The 18258-nt window shown below is 39.5% G+C and carries 24 protein-coding genes; 23 read left to right on the top strand and 1 reads right to left on the bottom strand.

Translation table 11 applies throughout. From position 1 onward, the window contains the following. Positions 1–30 precede the first annotated feature (30 nt). The 22 genes from rplO to R8923_RS10630 all read left to right on the top strand — a co-directional run bounded on the left by rplO (position 31) and on the right by R8923_RS10630 (position 16437). Positions 31–471, top strand: a complete 441-nt coding sequence (gene rplO / locus R8923_RS10735) for a 50S ribosomal protein L15 (protein ID WP_485872771.1) — start codon at positions 31–33, stop codon at positions 469–471. Next, positions 471–1766 carry a preprotein translocase subunit SecY gene (gene secY, locus R8923_RS10730; protein ID WP_485872770.1) on the top strand — a complete coding sequence of 432 codons (1296 nt, stop codon included), beginning with the start codon at positions 471–473 and terminating at the stop codon, positions 1764–1766. Before rplO ends, secY begins: the two co-directional genes overlap by 1 nt. A 63-nt stretch (positions 1767–1829) precedes the next feature. After that, complete coding sequence (locus R8923_RS10725) at positions 1830–2477, top strand: adenylate kinase (RefSeq protein ID WP_485872769.1); 648 nt, start codon at positions 1830–1832, stop codon at positions 2475–2477. A gap of 344 nt (positions 2478–2821) precedes the next feature. After that, positions 2822–3040: a translation initiation factor IF-1 gene (gene infA / locus R8923_RS10720; protein WP_485872768.1), complete on the top strand. Its 219-nt coding sequence runs from the start codon at positions 2822–2824 to the stop codon at positions 3038–3040. A 103-nt stretch (positions 3041–3143) separates the two neighbouring features. Continuing rightward, entirely contained in the window at positions 3144–3257 is a 114-nt protein-coding gene (gene rpmJ, locus R8923_RS10715; protein ID WP_003720928.1) for a 50S ribosomal protein L36, read from the top strand. A 21-nt stretch (positions 3258–3278) separates the two neighbouring features. Further along, positions 3279–3644, top strand: coding sequence for a 30S ribosomal protein S13 (gene rpsM / locus R8923_RS10710; protein WP_007474664.1), 366 nt, complete (start codon positions 3279–3281; stop codon positions 3642–3644). A gap of 27 nt (positions 3645–3671) precedes the next feature. Continuing rightward, complete coding sequence (gene rpsK / locus R8923_RS10705; protein ID WP_007474662.1) at positions 3672–4061, top strand: 30S ribosomal protein S11; 390 nt, start codon at positions 3672–3674, stop codon at positions 4059–4061. Positions 4062–4163: 102 nt separating this feature from the next. Then, positions 4164–5108 (top strand): DNA-directed RNA polymerase subunit alpha, encoded by a 945-nt coding sequence (locus R8923_RS10700; RefSeq protein ID WP_007474660.1) that lies wholly within the window; start codon positions 4164–4166, stop codon positions 5106–5108. Positions 5109–5131: 23 nt separating this feature from the next. Beyond that, positions 5132–5539 carry a 50S ribosomal protein L17 gene (rplQ, locus tag R8923_RS10695; RefSeq protein WP_088810716.1) on the top strand — a complete coding sequence of 136 codons (408 nt, stop codon included), beginning with the start codon at positions 5132–5134 and terminating at the stop codon, positions 5537–5539. A gap of 265 nt (positions 5540–5804) precedes the next feature. Next, a complete protein-coding gene (locus tag R8923_RS10690; protein WP_485872767.1) occupies positions 5805–6644 on the top strand; it encodes an energy-coupling factor ABC transporter ATP-binding protein in 840 nt (279 codons plus the stop codon). After that, entirely contained in the window at positions 6620–7492 is an 873-nt protein-coding gene (locus tag R8923_RS10685) for an energy-coupling factor ABC transporter ATP-binding protein (protein ID WP_485872766.1), read from the top strand. The genes R8923_RS10690 and R8923_RS10685 overlap by 25 nt, the downstream gene beginning before the upstream one ends. Next, positions 7489–8286, top strand: a complete 798-nt coding sequence (locus tag R8923_RS10680; protein WP_485872765.1) for an energy-coupling factor transporter transmembrane component T family protein — start codon at positions 7489–7491, stop codon at positions 8284–8286. Before R8923_RS10685 ends, R8923_RS10680 begins: the two co-directional genes overlap by 4 nt. Before the next feature lie 11 nt (positions 8287–8297). Next, positions 8298–9068 carry a tRNA pseudouridine(38-40) synthase TruA gene (gene truA / locus R8923_RS10675; protein WP_485872764.1) on the top strand — a complete coding sequence of 257 codons (771 nt, stop codon included), beginning with the start codon at positions 8298–8300 and terminating at the stop codon, positions 9066–9068. A gap of 42 nt (positions 9069–9110) precedes the next feature. Further along, the gene (locus tag R8923_RS10670) at positions 9111–9806 is read left to right on the top strand and encodes a GntR family transcriptional regulator (RefSeq protein ID WP_485872763.1); all 696 of its coding nucleotides are present in this window, start codon (positions 9111–9113) and stop codon (positions 9804–9806) included. Between the two features lie 136 nt (positions 9807–9942). Beyond that, a complete protein-coding gene (locus R8923_RS10665) occupies positions 9943–10254 on the top strand; it encodes a PTS sugar transporter subunit IIB (RefSeq protein WP_485872762.1) in 312 nt (103 codons plus the stop codon). After that, positions 10251–11609: a PTS sugar transporter subunit IIC gene (locus tag R8923_RS10660; RefSeq protein WP_485872761.1), complete on the top strand. Its 1359-nt coding sequence runs from the start codon at positions 10251–10253 to the stop codon at positions 11607–11609. The genes R8923_RS10665 and R8923_RS10660 overlap by 4 nt, the downstream gene beginning before the upstream one ends. Beyond that, positions 11610–11927, top strand: a complete 318-nt coding sequence (locus R8923_RS10655) for a PTS lactose/cellobiose transporter subunit IIA (RefSeq protein WP_485872760.1) — start codon at positions 11610–11612, stop codon at positions 11925–11927. After that, positions 11928–13337 carry a sialate O-acetylesterase gene (locus tag R8923_RS10650; RefSeq protein WP_485872759.1) on the top strand — a complete coding sequence of 470 codons (1410 nt, stop codon included), beginning with the start codon at positions 11928–11930 and terminating at the stop codon, positions 13335–13337. Positions 13338–13523: 186 nt separating this feature from the next. Further along, the gene (rplM, locus tag R8923_RS10645) at positions 13524–13961 is read left to right on the top strand and encodes a 50S ribosomal protein L13 (protein ID WP_485872758.1); all 438 of its coding nucleotides are present in this window, start codon (positions 13524–13526) and stop codon (positions 13959–13961) included. Between the two features lie 22 nt (positions 13962–13983). After that, positions 13984–14376: a 30S ribosomal protein S9 gene (gene rpsI, locus R8923_RS10640; RefSeq protein ID WP_007474648.1), complete on the top strand. Its 393-nt coding sequence runs from the start codon at positions 13984–13986 to the stop codon at positions 14374–14376. A gap of 142 nt (positions 14377–14518) precedes the next feature. Continuing rightward, positions 14519–15241 (top strand): SGNH/GDSL hydrolase family protein, encoded by a 723-nt coding sequence (locus R8923_RS10635; RefSeq protein WP_485872757.1) that lies wholly within the window; start codon positions 14519–14521, stop codon positions 15239–15241. 281 nt (positions 15242–15522) lie between these two features. Then, entirely contained in the window at positions 15523–16437 is a 915-nt protein-coding gene (locus R8923_RS10630) for a cation diffusion facilitator family transporter (protein WP_485872756.1), read from the top strand. Positions 16438–16473: 36 nt separating this feature from the next. Here the strand turns inward: R8923_RS10630 and R8923_RS10625 are convergent, their stop codons facing one another. Then, positions 16474–16926, bottom strand: coding sequence for a VOC family protein (locus R8923_RS10625; protein WP_485872755.1), 453 nt, complete (start codon positions 16924–16926; stop codon positions 16474–16476). A 138-nt stretch (positions 16927–17064) separates the two neighbouring features. Here R8923_RS10625 and R8923_RS10620 point away from each other — a divergent pair, with 138 nt between their 5' ends. Beyond that, on the top strand, positions 17065–18108 hold the full coding sequence (locus R8923_RS10620; RefSeq protein WP_485872754.1) for a P-loop NTPase: 1044 nt from the start codon (positions 17065–17067) through the stop codon (positions 18106–18108). Positions 18109–18258 lie beyond the last annotated feature (150 nt).

The following is an 18258-nucleotide window of genomic DNA, read 5'->3' as shown; positions in this document are numbered from 1 at the left end:
ATAAACTAGAATTAGGAGGAGGTGCTTGACATGAAACTACACGAACTTAAACCTGCTGAAGGTTCTCGCAAGGAGCGTAATCGTGTTGGTCGTGGTACAGGCTCTGGTAACGGTAAAACTTCCGGTCGTGGACATAAAGGGCAAAAAGCTCGTTCCGGCGGTGGTGTGCGTTTAGGTTTTGAAGGTGGACAACTTCCATTATTCCGCCGTATACCAAAACGTGGATTTACGAACATCAACCGTAAAGAATTTGCAGTTGTGAATTTAGATGTTTTAAATCGCTTTGAAGATGGTACAGAAGTAACACCAGAATTATTAATTGAAACTGGTGTTGTGCGTAATGCGAAATCTGGTATTAAGATTCTATCAAATGGATCTATCGAGAAAAAACTTACAGTGAAAGCAAATAAATTTTCCACAGCTGCTAAGGAAGCAATTGAAGCCGCTGGTGGGAAAACCGAGGTGATCTAATGTTTTCGACGTTAGTCAACTTCTTTAGAGTAGCTGATATCCGTAAAAAAATTCTTTTCACCATTGCAATGCTAATTATTTTCCGTATCGGAACATTCGTGCCCGTGCCTGGGGTGAATGCTGCTGCATTGCAACAAACGATGGAAGGCGGTATTTTTGGCTTTCTAAATACATTTAATGGTGGAGCATTAAAAAACTTCTCCGTTTTAGCAATGGGCGTTATGCCGTATATTACGGCGTCCATCATTGTTCAACTATTACAAATGGATGTTGTTCCTAAACTTACGGAATGGGCAAAACAAGGGGAAATGGGTCGTAAAAAACTCAACCAACTCACTCGTTATTTAACAATCATTTTAGGGTTAATAGAAGCATTTGGTATGGCTTACGGCTTTAACAGACTTTCTGGCTCTACTTTGATTTTTAATGCATCAATTCCGCAATACATTCTAATTGCGATTGTACTGATGACAGGTACAATGTTCCTAATGTGGTTAGGGGAACAAATTACAGTTAAAGGTGTGGGTAATGGAGTTTCCATTATTATCTTTGCTGGTATCGTTGCACGTATTCCTGATGGTGTTCGTCAAGTTTATGTACAACAAATCGAAGGTGCTGGAGATCAGCTTTTCCTTCACATTTTAGTTCTTGCTGGAATTGCATTAGCTGCACTTCTCATTGTAGTTGTGGTTATTTACTTCCAACAAGCTTTACGTAAAATCCCGATTCAATATTCAAAACGTGTTGCAGGCAACAAACAAGCTGGTGCTCAGGCGACTCACTTGCCACTTAAACTGAACTCTGCTGGGGTTATTCCGGTAATCTTTGCGAGTGCGTTTATTATTACACCGCAAACTATTCTTACTTTCTTTGATAGTAGCAATGAAGTTGTTGCTGTGCTTAAAAATGTTTTTGATTATACAAAACCAATCGGCATGATTTTATATGTAGCACTAATTATCGCATTCACTTATTTCTATGCTTTCATTCAAGTTAACCCTGAAAAAGTGGCTGACAATTTGAAAAAGCAAGGTGGATATATCCCTAGTAAACGCCCAGGTAGAGAAACACAAGCATATCTTACTTCGGTACTTTACCGTCTAACATTTGTTGGTGCGCTTTTCCTAGCGGCAGTTGCTGTAATTCCAACTATCGGTACGACCGCTTTTGGTCTTCCTCAAACGCTTGCTATCGGTGGTACAAGTCTTCTAATCGTAATCGGTGTAGCACTTGATACAACGAAACAACTCGAAGGTCAACTTGTAAAACGGAATTATCGTGGATTCATCAAATAACACGCAGGCACTTGCTTAGGATTACCTAGCAGGGCCCCTGCGCGTAGCCGAGGAGCGAAACAGTTGAAATTAGTATTAATGGGACTACCAGGAGCTGGAAAAGGTACTCAAGCTGAGAAAATTGTTGAAAAATATAATATCCCTCATATTTCTACAGGGGATATGTTCCGCCAAGCGATGAAAAATGAAACGGATTTAGGACTAAAAGCTAAGTCTTATATGGATAAAGGTGATTTAGTTCCCGATGAAGTGACAAATGGTATTGTTCGTGAACGTTTAGCACAAGATGATGCGAAAAACGGTTTTCTATTAGATGGCTTCCCGCGTACAGTGGCACAAGCTGAAGAGCTAGAGAGCATATTGAAAGATTTTGGAACAGAACTTGATGCTGTTATTAACATCAATGTTGAAAAAGAAATTTTAATGAAACGCTTAACGGGTCGTTGGATTTGTAAAACTTGCGGTCGCACGTATCATGAAATTTATAATCCTCCTAAAGTTGCAGGAAAATGTGACGTGGACGGGACAGACCTTTATCAACGTGATGATGACAAAAAAGAGACTGTTGAAAATCGCTTGAATGTCAATATGAAACAAACAGAACCTCTTCTTAATTTCTACAAAGAAACAGGTAAGCTTCACAACGTAAACGGTGAACAAGACATTAATGACGTTTTTGCGGATGTGGATAAGATTCTTGCTTCTTTCTAAGTGTGGAAAATGCTTGTCCTGCTAACAAATTAATACGTGCAAATTCAATTGGATTGTAGTATAATGGATAATTGGCAGTGGAATAAAAGCATCATAGCAAATCATGATGAACGAGAGAACCATTTGAAGATCATCCGAAAGATTATATCGAGCTTTAACTTTGAGCATGTTTGTTCAAAATCTCGGCATTACGGATTCACTTTGCGGGTTGTCTAAAAACACCGAAAACGTTGCAATATGCGGCGAGTTTTGGCTTGTTTACCGTTTTTTCATGTAATCAAGTTTTACACTGATAAAATTTAGTAACCAAGTGGTCTAGTAACCGAGAAGGAGGTAGCGAACATATGGCTAAAGAAGATGTAATCGAAGTGGAAGGCGTTGTTCAAGAAACTTTACCAAATGCGATGTTTAGTGTTGAACTCGAAAATGGTCATAAAGTGCTTGCCACTGTTTCTGGTAAAATTCGTATGCACTACATCCGTATTTTACCTGGGGACAAAGTGACAGTTGAACTTTCCCCGTATGATTTAACTCGTGGAAGAATCACTTATCGTTTTAAATAATTTGCACTCCGAAATTGAATTTATATACCGGTCTGGTTCGCCAGCTTAGTAAGTATCGGTTTATAGAGACACTTTCTCTAATAAACAAGGAGGTATATGGAATATGAAAGTAAGACCATCCGTTAAACCTATGTGCGAAAAATGTAAGGTTATTCGTCGTAAAGGTAAAGTAATGGTAATTTGTGAAAACCCTAAACATAAGCAAAAACAAGGATAATATAAGGAGGTGCTTGACTAAATGGCACGTATTGCAGGTGTGGACGTTCCACGTGAAAAACGTATTGTTATTTCCCTGACTTACATTTACGGTATTGGTAAACAAACGGCTATTCAAGTTTTGAAAGAAGCAGGCGTTTCTGAAGATACTCGTACTCGTGATTTAACAGAAGAAGAATTAGGTAAAATCCGTGAAATCGTTGACCGTATTAAAGTAGAAGGTGATCTTCGTCGTGAAGTGAACTTAAATATTAAACGTCTGATTGAAATCGGTTCTTACCGTGGTATGCGTCACCGTCGTGGACTTCCCGTTCGTGGACAAAATACTAAAAATAATGCTCGTACTCGTAAAGGTCCTTCTAAGACTGTTGCAGGTAAGAAGAAATAATAAGTTAGTAAAGGAGGTAGTAAGTGAATGGCACGTAAAACAAATACTCGTAAACGTCGTGTGAAAAAGAATATCGAAAGCGGTATTGCACACATTCGTTCTACATTTAATAATACGATTGTAATGATTACTGACACGCATGGAAATGCTTTAGCTTGGTCTAGCGCTGGTGCTTTAGGATTTAAAGGTTCTCGTAAATCTACTCCTTTCGCAGCTCAAATGGCAGCTGAAAGTGCAGCTAAATCAGCTCAAGAACATGGCTTGAAAACTTTAGAAGTAACTGTTAAAGGTCCAGGTGCTGGTCGTGAAGCAGCGATTCGTGCTCTTCAAGCAGCAGGTCTTGAAGTTACAGCAATTAAAGATGTAACTCCAGTTCCCCACAACGGTTGTCGTCCTCCAAAACGTCGTCGTGTATAAGTAGTCGTATTTCTTATACCACTCTATACTTCGATTGTGAGACTTGTAAAGAGGTTCGACTAGATTTAGGAAATAAGACGTTTTGAAGGAGGGTAAATTTGAATGATCGAAATTGAAAAGCCAAAAATCGAGACGATTGAGATCAGCGATGATGCCAAGTATGGAAAGTTTGTTGTAGAACCACTTGAGCGTGGATATGGTACAACTTTGGGTAACTCCTTACGTCGTATTCTATTATCTTCACTACCAGGTGCTGCAGTCACTTCGATTCAAATTGATGGTGCATTGCATGAGTTTTCTGTTATTGAAGGTGTAGTTGAAGATGTGACAACAATGATTTTAAATATCAAAAAACTAGCACTTAAAGTTTACTCTGATGAAGAAAAAACTTTAGAAATTGATATGCAAGGACCAGGTGTTGTAACTGCTGGAGATATTAATTATGACAGTGATGTTGAAATTTTAAATCCAGATTTGCATATTGCTACATTAAGTGATAACGCAAAATTCCATGTACGCTTAAACGCCACTCGTGGGCGTGGTTATACACCAGCCGACCAAAACAAACGTGAAAGTATGCCTATTGGTGTATTGCCAATAGATTCTATTTTTTCTCCAGTAATTCGTGTGAATTATCAAGTTGAAAATACACGTGTAGGTCAATCGACAAATTATGATAAGCTAACTTTTGATGTTTTGACTGATGGAAGTATTAGCCCAGAAGAAGCTGTATCTCTTGGTGCGAAAATCCTTTCTGAGCATTTGAGCATCTTTGTTAACTTAACAGATGAAGCCCAAAAAGCAGAAATTATGATTGAAAAAGAAGAAAGCCATAAAGAGAAAGTGCTTGAAATGACAATTGAAGAATTGGATCTTTCTGTTCGTTCTTATAACTGTCTGAAACGCGCTGGAATCAATACTGTACAAGAATTAGCTGACAAATCAGAAGATGATATGATGAAAGTTCGTAACTTGGGTCGTAAATCTCTTGAGGAAGTTAAAGTTAAACTTGCTGACCTTGGCTTAGGTCTAAGAAACGAAAACTGATAGAAAAGTAAGGAGGGAATTCCATGGGTTACAGAAAATTAGGCCGTACGAGCTCACAACGTAAAGCATTACTACGTGATCTTGCAACGGATTTAATCGTACATGAACGTATCGAAACAACTGAAGCTCGCGCTAAAGAGATTCGTAAAGTTGTTGAAAAACTTATTACTTCCGGTAAAAAAGGTGACTTGCACGCTCGTCGTCAAGCTGCTGCTTTTGTTCGCCATGAAGTTGCTGACGTTAAACAAGTTGACGTAACAAACAAAAAAGGTGAAACTGTGAAGAAAAACCAAGCGGTATACGCGCTTCAAAAACTATTTGATGATGTAGCACCTCGTTACGCTGATCGTCAAGGTGGTTACACTCGTATTTACAAAAAAGGACCTCGTCGCGGTGACGGTGCTCCAATGGTAATTATCGAGTTAGTTTAATAGAAAATGTATGAAAGCAAGTAGAGTGTCATGATAAGCAGGAAACCCTGTCTTGTCTAGCTCTGTGCGCCTTCCTTTGTTTAAAACAGGGTGGGCGCAGGCTTTTTTTATTTCTGTCTAGACTCAAAGTCATTACTTTGAGTTTTTTTGTGTTCAAAAACGTAATTATTTCTAAAAGACTAAGTTTTTAAGAACAGGCTTTGCGTGTTATGACGCTTTATACTATAATAAATAAGGTGTAGCCTGTATGAAAGAGGTGCGAATAATGGCAGAAGATTTTGTGAAGATAGATCACGTTTTTTATAAATATGATGATGAGTCGAACTATGCAGTAAAAGACGTAACTTTTTCTGTTAAAAAAGGTGAATGGCTAGCTTTAGTAGGTCATAATGGTTCTGGAAAATCAACGCTTGCCAGACTTTTAAATGGTTTGCTTTTTCCAGAAAAGGGTTTAATTAAAATCGGACATTATGTTTTGTCGGAAAAAACAATTTGGGATATTCGCAGACAAGTTGGTATGGTCTTTCAAAATCCCGATAATCAATTTGTTGGCGCAACTGTGCAAGATGACGTTGCTTTCGGCTTAGAGAACCACGGCGTACCGCATGATGATATGGTGGAGCGTGTGAGCGAGGCGCTACGTGAGGTTGGTATGCAAGAATATAAGGAGCAAGAGCCAGCGCGTTTGTCGGGTGGTCAGAAGCAACGGGTAGCCATTGCTGGGGTTTTGGCACTTAAACCAGATGTTATTATCTTGGATGAAGCAACGTCTATGTTAGATCCGCGAGGCCGAGCTGAAGTAATGGAAACAATACGCAGGCTTAGGGAAAAAGAAGATATTACAGTTATTTCCATTACACACGACTTGGATGAAGTGCTTTATGCTGATAAGGTCATTGTGATGAATAATGGAGAGCATTTTAAAGAAGGCACGCCAAAAGAAATTTTTAAAAATACGGATGAAATGAAAAAAATTGGTCTAGGCGTTCCGTTTATTGTTGAATTAGAAGGACAGCTAGAAAAGCAAGGGATTCCAATTGGGGAGCCAGTTTTATCGGAAGGAGAGCTGTTAAATTTATTATGGGAATCAAACTCGAACAAGTAGGATATTGTTACCAAAAAAATAGCCCTTTTGAGAAACGTGCGCTCACTCGCGTTAATGTGACCTTTGAAACTGGCAGTTATACGGCAGTTATCGGCCATACAGGATCTGGAAAGTCGACACTTGTACAACACTTAAATGCACTTCTTTTACCTACTGAGGGAAAAATAACGTTGTTCGATCGTGAAATGATTGCGGGTGTGAAGCAAAAAAAATTACGCGATATTCGTCGCCGCGTGGGCATCGTATTCCAGTTTCCAGAGGCCCAATTGTTTGAAGAAACCGTATTAAAAGATATTATGTTTGGGCCGCTTAATTTTGGAGCGACAAAAGAGGAGGCGGAAAAACGTGCGCGTGAGGTTATCCAAGAAGTCGGATTAACAGACGCGATTTTGGAACGTTCTCCGTTTGAACTTTCGGGCGGTCAAAAACGGCGTGTCGCCATTGCTGGAGTTCTTGCGATGGAGCCAGAAGTCCTCGTATTAGATGAGCCGACAGCTGGTCTTGACCCAAACGGACGTCAGGAAATTATGGAAATGTTTTATGACTTGCATCAACATAAAAAATTGACGACCATCTTGGTCACGCATAGCATGGAAGATGCAGCACGTTACGCTGAAAAGATTGTGCTTATGAAAGACGGCACTGTGAATCAGGTCGGGGATCCCCGAACGATTTTTGCGGAGTCGGAGAAGCTGCTCAATTTGGGGCTTTTAGTACCAGAAGTAGTTCGGTTTCAGCGGAATTTTGAGCGGAAATTTGATGTGATGCTATCCAAAACGTGTCTAAATATGGAGGAATTGTTGCAGGAAATTTTGCCGTTTTTAGCGAAGGATGAGTCGTTATTATGATGGATAAAATGATTTTAGGGCGGTATATTCCGAGCGATTCGTGGTTACATAAAATCGATCCGCGCGCTAAGATTACGGCTGTTATGGCGTTTATTGTCATTGTTTTTTTAGCGAACAATTGGTTGACCTACGCAGTCTTGTTTATATACGTTCTAGCATTAGCTTTCACTTCGAAAGTTCCTTTTCTCTTCTTTCTAAAAGGCTTGCAACCGATCATGTGGCTAATTCTTTTAACATTATTACTTCAAGTTTTTTTCACGCAAGGGGGAGAAACGTTATTTGCACTCGGTCCGATTAAAGTGACGACACTTGGGCTTATGAACGGGGTTAAAATGTTTTGTCGCTTCGTGTTAATTGTGTTTATGACAACGCTTCTGACGCTCACCACAAGTCCGATAGAGCTTACTGACGGCCTGGAGAAAATTTTGGCGCCGTTCCGAATTGTTCGCCTTCCAGTTCATGAACTAGCTCTTATGCTTAGCATTTCGCTGCGCTTCATTCCGACTTTGATGGATGAAACGGAAAAAATAATGAAAGCACAAAAAGCGCGCGGTGTTGAATTTACAAGCGGTAAAATTAGCGACCGCATCCGAGCAATTGTCCCACTTCTTATTCCACTTTTTATTAGTGCATTTAAGCGTGCGGAAGATTTGGCTGTTGCAATGGAGGCACGCGGTTACCGCGGAGGGCACGGACGGACAAGATTCCGTCTACTCAAATGGCGTTTTTCCGATACTGGCTTACTTATTTCGCTCATCATTTTGACGGGGATATTAGTATTACTTAGAAATTAGGAGGCGTTTTTGTGACGCGATATAAAGCGGTTATTGCTTATGATGGCAGTGATTTCTCTGGCTATCAAGTACAGCCGAATGGACGTACAGTACAAGAAGAAATTGAAAAAGCGCTAAAAAAAATGCATAAAGGCAATTTTGGACGGATTGTTGCGTCAGGTCGGACAGACACAGGTGTTCATGCAACTGGGCAGGTCATTCATTTTGATTCGCCGCTTCAAATCGAGCCGGAAAAATTTCGGATCGCCTTGCAAACAGGAACCCCGCGCGACATTAGCTTTCTATCCGTAGAAAAGGTTCCAGACGATTTTCATGCTCGTTTCGACGTAACTGGTAAGGAGTACCGCTACGTTATCGATCGTTCTAAAATCTTTAATCCGTTTAAAAGGGATTTTGCGCTACATTTCCCGTATGCGCTAGACATTGAAAAAATGGCTGCAGTCGCTAAGCTCCTAATTGGGGAGCACGACTTCACTAGTTTTTGTTCGGCGCGGGCTGAACAAGAAAGCAAGGTGCGAACGATTTACCATATCGAAATTACCGAACTCGATGAAACGACGCTCATGATTTCTTATCAAGGAAGCGGCTTTTTGTATAACATGGTGCGGATTTTAACTGGTGCTCTATTAGATGCTGGGCAGGGCAAACTTAGTGAAGCAGATATTCTGCGCGTCTTTCATGCCAAAAATCGTAAAGCTTTAAAAAGTAAGACAGCACCTCCAGAAGGCTTATATTTACATGCCGTTTTTTATGATTCATTTTTCTATTCAAATAAAACATGATATACTTGTAAAAGATATGACAAATTATAAAGGATGTAAGGCATGAATGATACAAAGTACGAATTGATTGCAAGTGATATAAGGCGAAAAATCCAAGAAGGTGCCTATGAAGTAAATGAGCAACTTCCGTTTGAGAAAGACTTGTGTAAGGCGTATAGTGCGAGTAGAATTACTATTAGAAAAGCGATGGATATGCTTGTAAATGAAGGGCTCATATATAAACGCAGAGGTTCTGGAAGTTATGTAAAAGGCACCGAAATGAGTGCTAATCTACAAGCAACGACGTTAGAGAATTTCACGGGGAAAGATATAACAACAGAGATTATTGACTTTACGGTCATAAAATCACCCGATGAAATTGCAGAAAAGCTTAAAATTTCCTCTTTTGATTTTGTTTATGACATACGTAGGTTGCATAAAAAGAACGATTCTCCTTTTGCGATTGAACAGAGTTATATGCCGATTCAACTCATTCAAGGAATGCGGATGGACGTCTTAACAACATCCATTTATAATTTTGTTAAAGATGAAATCGGTCTCGTACCAAAAAGTGTTCATCGGCAGCTAAATGCTTCTCATCCAACGAAAAGCGAAGAGCAATTGCTTGAAGTCGATTGGAATTTTCCGCTTCTTGAAATGGAACAAATTGTGTATTTGGATAACGGGAAGCCTTGTGAATACTCTGTTTCTAAAATTAAAACAGGAGAATATAAATTTCAAACAGTAAATATTATTTAAAGAAAGCCAGATAGGTTTTCTTTTTTTATTCCTAAATATGTCATATCTTATATAAATAAGTATTGACTTATTTATATAAAACGTTATACTAATACTTAAGAAAACGTTTTCTAAACTAACATACAAGGAGTCTTTAATGATGAAAATAGCACTGTTTTGTAGTGGTGGAATGTCCACGAGTTTAGTAGGGTCGAAAATGCAAAAAGCTTATGATGCAAAAGGGGTGAAAAATGTAACTGTAGAGGCGTATGATTTTGCGATGATTGATGAAATCGGACATGAAGTAGATGTTATCATCATTGCCCCGCAAATTGCTTGGGCATTTGAACAAGTAAAAGCAGCACATCCAGATAAAAAAGTTGTAGATTTAACAATGGCTGAGTTTGGCGCGATGGACGGCGTTTCAATCATCAAAAGGCTTGAAAATGAAGGGGTGAGCCCCGAATGACTGATGGAAAATTTTCGAAATTTCAAATGGCCTTTACACGAATTGTGGGAAAAATCGCAGCGAATAAATTACTGTTAACACTTCGTGATACATTTATTTTAGTAGCCGCAGTCACCATGATAGCAGGTTTTGCAATCATGATCAGTTCAGTCTTCCTTGATCCGAATGGACTGATTTTCGGGCAACAAGGTTTACATTTAGGTAAGTTAATTAGCGGTTCTTGGGATGCGTGGGCAAACTCAAATTTCGCTGAAACACTAGTTTACATACAATCACTTATCAATTTGTTCTCTCAAGGTGCACTATCCGTATTTTCTTTACTCATCGTAGTCGTATTTTCATATACTTTTTCTAAGAAATTTTTTCCGAAAAATAAAGAACATATGACGTCTGTTTTATATGCGATGGCTGCATTTTTTATTTGTTTACCATGGAACTATGATTATATGGTGGGAACTAAAAATGTAGAAATTACAGGAATGCTAAATTCTAATTTTTTAGGAACGCAAGGTGTTTTTTCAGCACTTTTAATTAGTGGTTTAGCGGTGTGGGTTTATAATAAGGTGCTAGAAAGGAATCTTGTTATTAAAATGCCAGATTCTGTACCACCTGCAGTCGCTAGAAGTTTTGAGTCACTAATTCCTGGAATTATTACTTTAGCCGTTTTCGTTGCAGGAACTGGTCTTAGCGTCGGTTTAGCGGGTGTTTCACTACCAGAGTTATTACTGCAAATTTTACAAAAACCAGCCATGGCCATATCAGGAACTGCCATCTTTGCGCTTGTCGTTCAAATCACTTGGCCACTTCTGCAGTGGTTTGGGATTCACCCAACATCAATTTGGGGTCCAGTATTTGGCGTAACTTGGAATGTTGCCGATACTGAAAATATAATGGGAACCGCAAAACATTTATATTCTACAATGTTTATGAACTTTTCAACCATTGCGGCAGGAACATTTGCGCTTGCTCCAGTCATTGCGCTACTTATTTTTTCTAAAGTAAATTCGGATAAGAAAGTGGCTAAAATTGCGTTAATGCCCGCTGTCTTTAATATTAGTGAGCCCATTACATTTGGTTTGCCAATTGTTTTAAACCCCATCATGTTTGTACCTTTCGTCATTGTGCAACCCATTTGTTTTTATTTAGCCGTATTTTTCACGGAAATTGGATTTATAGATGTTATTACAAATAACGTTCCGTGGACGGTGCCGCCGCTCATTTCAGGGCTGCTCTTTACGGGGACGATAAACGGCGCCATTGTACAGCTCGTCAATTTGGCTGTTGCAACCGTTATTTATTTACCGTTTATTAAAATTGCAAACCAAATGAATCAAAAGCGTTTAGGGGATGTTTAAATGGATGAAAAAAGGCTAGAAGAAGCGATGCAATTAATTTTTATTGCAGGAAATGCTAAAACACAAGCAATGAAAGCCATTTTAAAAGCAGAAGAGGGTGACGCTATAGAAGCGGAAGTGATGCTTAGACAAGCGAAAAAGGAATTGCACGGCGCCCATTTGATTCAAACAAACTGGCTTACAAGCGAAATGAATAATACGGAAGTTGAAAAAAGCATTTTGCTTATTCATTCGCAAGATCATTTTATGGCAGCGACAACGACAATAGATATGGCAGAACGATTTTGCGCGCTCTATAAAAAATTGGAGGTCAACTAAATGAGCTTTCAACTTGCTAAAGTCTTTAGAAATCGAATGGTTTTGCAACGTGATGAGCCGCTACGCTTTTTTGGGAAAGCTAAGCCAGGAGTAGTTGTGACAGTTCAAATTGGAGAGGAGGTTTGGTCTTCTGAGGCAGACCAAACCTCCTCTTTTGAAGTTGTGGCAAGGGCGTTCAAATCAGGCCCATCAAAAGACATCGTCATCTCCGCTTTAGACAAAAAAGTGTTTTTAAAAGACTGTTTATTCGGTGATGTTTTCTTAGTTTCCGGCCAGTCCAACATCGAATACCCTCTAAAGCAGGATGCAGAGTACGAAAAAGAGCTCGCGAATTTCAAGAACATGAACCTCCGCTTTTACAACCTTTTAGCCCCTTTGGATGAAAAAGCAGAGCCGTTTTATTGGGAAGACGTGAACGGAAATATTTCTGCGGTAGCTTACTATTTCGCCAAACAGCTACACCTAGAAAATCCTGCTGTCCCAATTGGAATTGTCGGCTGCTATAAAGGTGGCACCTCAATTTCGAGCTGGCTTTCGAAAAATGTGTTGCAAACCAATTTGCTGTTTAATGAACGATTTATTCAGCCATTTGAATGTGAAATCTCTGGTAAAGATCCGCAAGATTTTAAGAGCTTACTGGAAGACTATGAAGAAAAGGTTACCGTTTATACAGCAAAACGTGAAAAATACATCATAGACCACCCCGAACTGACGCTTCAAGAAGTGAAAAAAATTGTAGGGCACACACCTTGGCCACCTCCTGCAACGCCTGACAGCTACCGTGCACCTGGAATTTTGTACAATAAAATGTTCGTAGAGACATATAAAATGAATTTTTCCGCTGTTCTATGGTATCAAGGCGAAGAAGATGCACAAAACGCTGACATTTACGACCTTTTATTAGAAAAATTGGTCCAAGAATGGCGTATCCATTTGGGAAATAAGCCGTTTTTCATTATCCAACTGCCAAAATACCAGGATGCCCCAAAAGACTCTTGGGCGCTACTACGCGCCAAACAAGAAAGCGTCACGCGGAAGCTTAAGGATTTGCACTTAGTGGTTACAATTGATTGCGGCGAATCGTACAACATTCACCCCATCTCAAAACGAGTCATCGGTGAGCGGACCTCCTTTTTATACAGAAAAAAAGAAACAAGTCCCGTGCTGGATTGCGCGGAAAAACTGTCAGAGAACCGCTATAAAATCACGATTAAACATGCAAAAAAACTAACACTTATGGGTGAAAATTGCGTTTCTGCCTCTTTCCACATAAAAGGAAATTGTCTGTTTGTAGACGTTTCCCCTGAAACGAAAAATGTAACTTACGCGTATGAAAACCACCCTGCAGGTTATTTGGTAAATGAAGCTGGGGTTCCTGTATCCCCGTTTAAAGTGTCGCTATCAATGTGATTTTTTTCTAGAATTCCCATTGACTTTTATCCTCAAAAATTGTATTATGGACTATGGTATTGTTTACCCCACAATATGCCCCGGAAGGTTGTTGTGTTGAATAAAACAATAGTAAGAAATTTTTATGATGTTTCGGAACAAGGAACGGTTCTGGGCGCAATTTTTAATTTATTAGGAGGGTAACTCATGCGTACAACTTATATGGCGAAACCAGGCGAAGTAGAACGTAAATGGTACGTGATCGACGCTGAAGGTGTTTCTCTAGGTCGTTTATCTAGCGAAGTAGCATCAATTCTTCGTGGTAAAACTAAACCACAATTTACTCCACATGTTGATACTGGAGATTTTGTAATCGTAATTAACGCTGGTAAGGTTGGTCTTACTGGTAAAAAAGCAACTGACAAAATTTATTACCGTCATTCTCAATATCCAGGCGGTTTAAAATCCCGTACTGCAGGCGAAATGCGTACGAACAATCCTGAGAAATTAATCGAGCTATCTGTTAAAGGTATGCTTCCAAAGAATTCTCTTGGGCGTGGGCAATTTAAAAAATTACACGTATACGGTGGAAGCGAGCATGAACATGCAGCGCAACAACCAGAAGTATACGAATTACGCGGTTAATTATTAAAGGAGGGAAATTATCGTGGCAGAAGTACAATATTACGGAACTGGTCGTCGTAAAAGCTCTGTAGCTCGTGTACGTTTAGTACCTGGCGACGGCAAAGTTGTTATCAATAATCGTGATTGGGAAGATTACATCCCATTCGCTGCACTACGTGAAGTAATCAAACAACCTTTAGTAGCAACTGAAACTTTAGGTAACTATGATGTATTAGTAAACGTTCACGGTGGTGGATACACTGGTCAAGCTGGTGCCATCCGTCACGGCGTTGCACGTGCACTATTACAAGTGGCTCCTGAGTACCGTCCTGCGCTTAAATCTGCTGGACTACTTACTCGTGACCCACGTATGAAAGAACGTAAAAAGTACGGACTCAAAGGCGCACGCCGTGCACCTCAGTTCTCAAAACGTTAATCTTATGCGTTTTAAACCCGCTTCCCATTTTTGGGAGAGCGGGTTTTTTTTGTCTAATTTTGCCTTTTGGTCATCTAAATAAACCTGAACATTTTTTCTGCCTCTTTCATAAAATGTTTACACAAAAAAATGGTTTGATGGTATGCTTAAAAAGCAAATTAATTTACATAAAGGAGAACCGAAAATGAAAAAATTTTTATTTGTTTTACTTCTACTACCTGTCCTGTTAGTTAGTGTAGTAAAAGTGAATACAGCTGAGGCGGCAGATTGGACAAACGTAACTTGGAACGTTATGGGGGACAGCTTAACGGATCCTACTAACACTCTTGCAACAAAAAAATATTATAACTATATTCAGGAAAAGTTGCATATTAAAAAAATTAATAATTATGGAATAAGCGGCTCTACGGTGTCGAATAATTCAAACCCGATGAGTGAACGTTATGCAGGAATGGCTAATGAGGCGGATTTAATAACGGTATTTGTAGGCTTTAATGACTTTAAAAGGAATGTACCACTTGGAACCCAGTACGATACTACTAATGATACATATTACGGGGCGCTTGATGTTCTTATGAAAGGTCTGGTTCAAAAGTTTCCCAATAAAAAAATAGGAATTATATCGATGTATGCCGTCACGCAGTATCCGGCGAATAATAAACTTGATATTCCTGATTATGCCTACGTTAATGCTGAAATAGGTGTTTGTAATCGTTATCATATTAAACATTTAAATCTATATGAAATGGATTCAATGAATTTAGCTACAGAAGGTTTTATGTATAAAGCATCTCAAAATCATTTAAATAACTTAGGCCAAGAACACCTTGCGGAAATCATAGAACCTTTTATAGAGAGTTTATAGAACGAATAATAGCTATGTTTAAGTCAGGCTTCCCATCCAATGTGATGGGAAGTTTTAGTATTATGCTGGAACATCATAATCAAAGAAACAAGTAAAGAGTTTGAACCTGAAAAAGTGGCATTGAAAAATGGCGAGATAGCTTATAAATCTGCACGCGGTGAGCTTGTTAAGTCCCCAGATCTTTAGCTGTTAAATTAAATACAAGATTGTTTCGCATTGCCTCTTGCACTTAAAGTGTATATATGCTAATATACACATATAAAGAAAAGGGAAGTGATCCAATGTCTAATCACAATCATTCGCATGACCACGGTCATAGCCACAACCACACACATAACGCTAACAAAAAAACACTTTTCATCTGTTTTCTCCTCATCGCGACTTTTATGATTGTCGAGGTTATCGGCGGAATTTTAACCAACAGTTTGGCGCTCTTGTCGGATGCTGGGCATATGCTTAGCGATGCTGCCGCGCTGGGGCTTAGTTTACTTGCGTTTAAATTCGGTGAGAAACGGGCGAACGCGCGTAAGACTTACGGCTATAAACGTTTTGAAATACTAGCCGCTTTTTTGAACGGACTGACACTAATTGTCATTTCGCTATATATATTTTATGAAGCTTATCATCGTTTTTTTGCTCCACCAGAAGTTGTTGGCGCTGGCATGATGACCATTTCCGTCATTGGTCTCCTTATAAACGTCTTAGTTGCCTTTATTTTAATAAAAGGCGGAGATACAAGTGAAAATTTAAATATGCGTAGTGCTTTCCTACATGTCCTTGGAGATTTACTTGGCTCTGTAGGCGCGATAATTGCGGCGTTGCTAATCATTTTCTTTGGCTGGAATATCGCCGACCCAATTGCTAGTGTCATTGTCGCTGCCTTGATTTTAGTTAGTGGCATTCGTGTTTTCCGTGACTCCGTCGATGTTCTAATGGAAGGAAAACCTGCGAACGTGGACTTTGAACAAATTCAGCATTTTTTGCAAAAGCAAGAGGGTGTTGTTTCTGTGCATGACTTACACGTGTGGTCGATTACTTCAGATTTCCCGTCACTTACGGTGCATTTGCAAGTGGCGGAGGGAGTCGATAGAGATGTTCTTTTGGAAGAAATTCAAACCGAGCTTGCGGCGGCATTCCATATCTCGCATTGCACGATTCAAATGGAACGACAACACGAGCATGAGCATTGCAATTAAATAAAACAACAGCGGTCAAATTTGACCGCTGTTGTTTTATGCCTTGCCGACTTCCGAATATGGCTGTGCATGAAGCATCCAAGTAATGCCGTATTTATCGACGAATTGCCCCATCTTACCGCCCCAAAATTGTTCCTCATAAGGCATGGAAATTTCAACTTGACCGGATTTTGCAAGCTTATCAAAAAAATCATTAGATTCTTTTAAAGCTTTTTCATCTTCCCAGTTCACATCGAGCATGATGGAGATTTGACGTGTAGGCCCAACATCATTGCCAAACGAATCAGAACAGTAAAGTTCGGCGCCTAAAATACGAAACTCCGCATGCATCGTAGCATCATCAATTTTATCAAGCGGAACATTGAATTCCTCAGCTTGATTTGGCTCAACTTTCACTCGTCTAATGTTTGTTGCCCCGAAAAATTCTTCGTAGTACTCTAAAGCTTCTTTTGCATTTTCAAACGACAAATATGGATAAATTTGTGCCATTTTATCACTCCTTTCCGATATTTTACCTCCTATATATCATTTATACAAAGAAAAACCCATTTTCGGTTCAAAAATTTCAAGTAAAAGTTTGCCTATGATATAATAATGTAATCGTATACATTTTATGGAGGGGAAAGTATGTTAAATGAACAGCAAGTCGGCAAATTGTTAGAGCGATTAGTAGATCCGGTTTTGGAGGCGACAATTGAAGAAACGAATGGCATCGTTGAAATCGAGATTATAAAACCAGACGGAATAAGAATCCGGTTAGCGCTTGCGGATCCAGAAATCGAAACCGCTGCTTTCACCCAAAACATAAAAGAACTTTTAGGGCAATTTAGTTTTGAAAATATCGACCTAGAGCTAGACTATCTGCCGGCCGCAACAATCGAGAGGATTTTGGAAGCACGTGACAATATTTTATCAGAAGAAAGTAAAACGAAATTTATTGCGATAGCTAGCGGAAAAGGTGGCGTTGGCAAATCTACAGTCGCCGCCAATTTAGCTGCTGCACTTGCTAGGCAAGGAAAAAAAGTCGGCGTGCTAGATGCAGATATTTACGGCTTCAGCCTCCCTGTCTTATTTGGAGACATGTCAGCCCCGCGTAAAGAAGGAAATTTTATTATTCCTGTTCAAACACACGGTGTAAGTATGATTTCGATGGACTTTTTTGTGGAAAAAGGCGAGCCGGTTATTTGGCGCGGTCCAATGCTCGGTAAAATGGTAAAAATGTTTCTCGAAGAAGTAAAGTGGGGAGAGCTCGATTTCTTGCTTATCGATTTACCGCCGGGGACTGGTGACGTAGCGCTTGACATTCACACGCTTCTCCCGTCTTGCTACGAGCTTATTATCACGACGCCACATTTTGCAGCTGCCCAAGTTGCGTCTCGTGCAGGCTACATGGCCGAGAAAAACGGGCATCATATTTTAGGAGTTATCGAAAACATGACCGCTCTAAAAACTAATGGCGAGTCCATCCAGCTGTTCGGACAAGGTGGTGGAGAAAAAGTGGCGCGCGACCTAAAAGCACCGCTACTCGCACAATTAGAAATGGCCCAACCGCAAAAAAATACATCCGGCTATATTGATGGCATATACGACATGAGCGACAACTTATGCAATGAATACAACTCCTTGTCCAAAAAAGTACTCCACAGAACCAATGAAATCCTATCCGAATGAGTAGCTTTTTAATAGTTTATGCATGAATATATGCAGTAATAAAGCTTTTTTGAAATAAAATATAAAAAGTTTTGAAAAACTATTGACGAATGCATAAAAAGTTGGTATATTTATAAACGTTGCTGATGCGTTAAGCGCGCACAGGACAAA

The organism is Listeria tempestatis (assembly GCF_963575625.1).
Classification (GTDB): domain Bacteria; phylum Bacillota; class Bacilli; order Lactobacillales; family Listeriaceae; genus Listeria; species Listeria tempestatis.
This window is presented reverse-complemented; position numbering and strand designations above follow the sequence as displayed.

Coding starts and splice junctions, on each gene's coding strand:
- rplO (WP_485872771.1), top strand. CDS start 31: ATGAAACTACACGAACTTAAACCTGCTGAAGGTTCTCGCAAGGAGCGT.
- R8923_RS10665 (WP_485872762.1), top strand. CDS start 9,943: ATGATGAAAATAGCACTGTTTTGTAGTGGTGGAATGTCCACGAGTTTA.
- R8923_RS10625 (WP_485872755.1), bottom strand. CDS start 16,926: ATGGCACAAATTTATCCATATTTGTCGTTTGAAAATGCAAAAGAAGCT.
- secY (WP_485872770.1), top strand. CDS start 471: ATGTTTTCGACGTTAGTCAACTTCTTTAGAGTAGCTGATATCCGTAAA.
- R8923_RS10655 (WP_485872760.1), top strand. CDS start 11,610: ATGGATGAAAAAAGGCTAGAAGAAGCGATGCAATTAATTTTTATTGCA.
- R8923_RS10620 (WP_485872754.1), top strand. CDS start 17,065: ATGTTAAATGAACAGCAAGTCGGCAAATTGTTAGAGCGATTAGTAGAT.
- R8923_RS10685 (WP_485872766.1), top strand. CDS start 6,620: ATGGGAATCAAACTCGAACAAGTAGGATATTGTTACCAAAAAAATAGC.
- rpsK (WP_007474662.1), top strand. CDS start 3,672: ATGGCACGTAAAACAAATACTCGTAAACGTCGTGTGAAAAAGAATATC.
- R8923_RS10630 (WP_485872756.1), top strand. CDS start 15,523: ATGTCTAATCACAATCATTCGCATGACCACGGTCATAGCCACAACCAC.
- rpsM (WP_007474664.1), top strand. CDS start 3,279: ATGGCACGTATTGCAGGTGTGGACGTTCCACGTGAAAAACGTATTGTT.
- R8923_RS10670 (WP_485872763.1), top strand. CDS start 9,111: ATGAATGATACAAAGTACGAATTGATTGCAAGTGATATAAGGCGAAAA.
- R8923_RS10650 (WP_485872759.1), top strand. CDS start 11,928: ATGAGCTTTCAACTTGCTAAAGTCTTTAGAAATCGAATGGTTTTGCAA.
- R8923_RS10700 (WP_007474660.1), top strand. CDS start 4,164: ATGATCGAAATTGAAAAGCCAAAAATCGAGACGATTGAGATCAGCGAT.
- rplQ (WP_088810716.1), top strand. CDS start 5,132: ATGGGTTACAGAAAATTAGGCCGTACGAGCTCACAACGTAAAGCATTA.
- rplM (WP_485872758.1), top strand. CDS start 13,524: ATGCGTACAACTTATATGGCGAAACCAGGCGAAGTAGAACGTAAATGG.
- R8923_RS10660 (WP_485872761.1), top strand. CDS start 10,251: ATGACTGATGGAAAATTTTCGAAATTTCAAATGGCCTTTACACGAATT.
- rpmJ (WP_003720928.1), top strand. CDS start 3,144: ATGAAAGTAAGACCATCCGTTAAACCTATGTGCGAAAAATGTAAGGTT.
- R8923_RS10680 (WP_485872765.1), top strand. CDS start 7,489: ATGATGGATAAAATGATTTTAGGGCGGTATATTCCGAGCGATTCGTGG.
- R8923_RS10690 (WP_485872767.1), top strand. CDS start 5,805: ATGGCAGAAGATTTTGTGAAGATAGATCACGTTTTTTATAAATATGAT.
- R8923_RS10635 (WP_485872757.1), top strand. CDS start 14,519: ATGCTTAAAAAGCAAATTAATTTACATAAAGGAGAACCGAAAATGAAA.
- infA (WP_485872768.1), top strand. CDS start 2,822: ATGGCTAAAGAAGATGTAATCGAAGTGGAAGGCGTTGTTCAAGAAACT.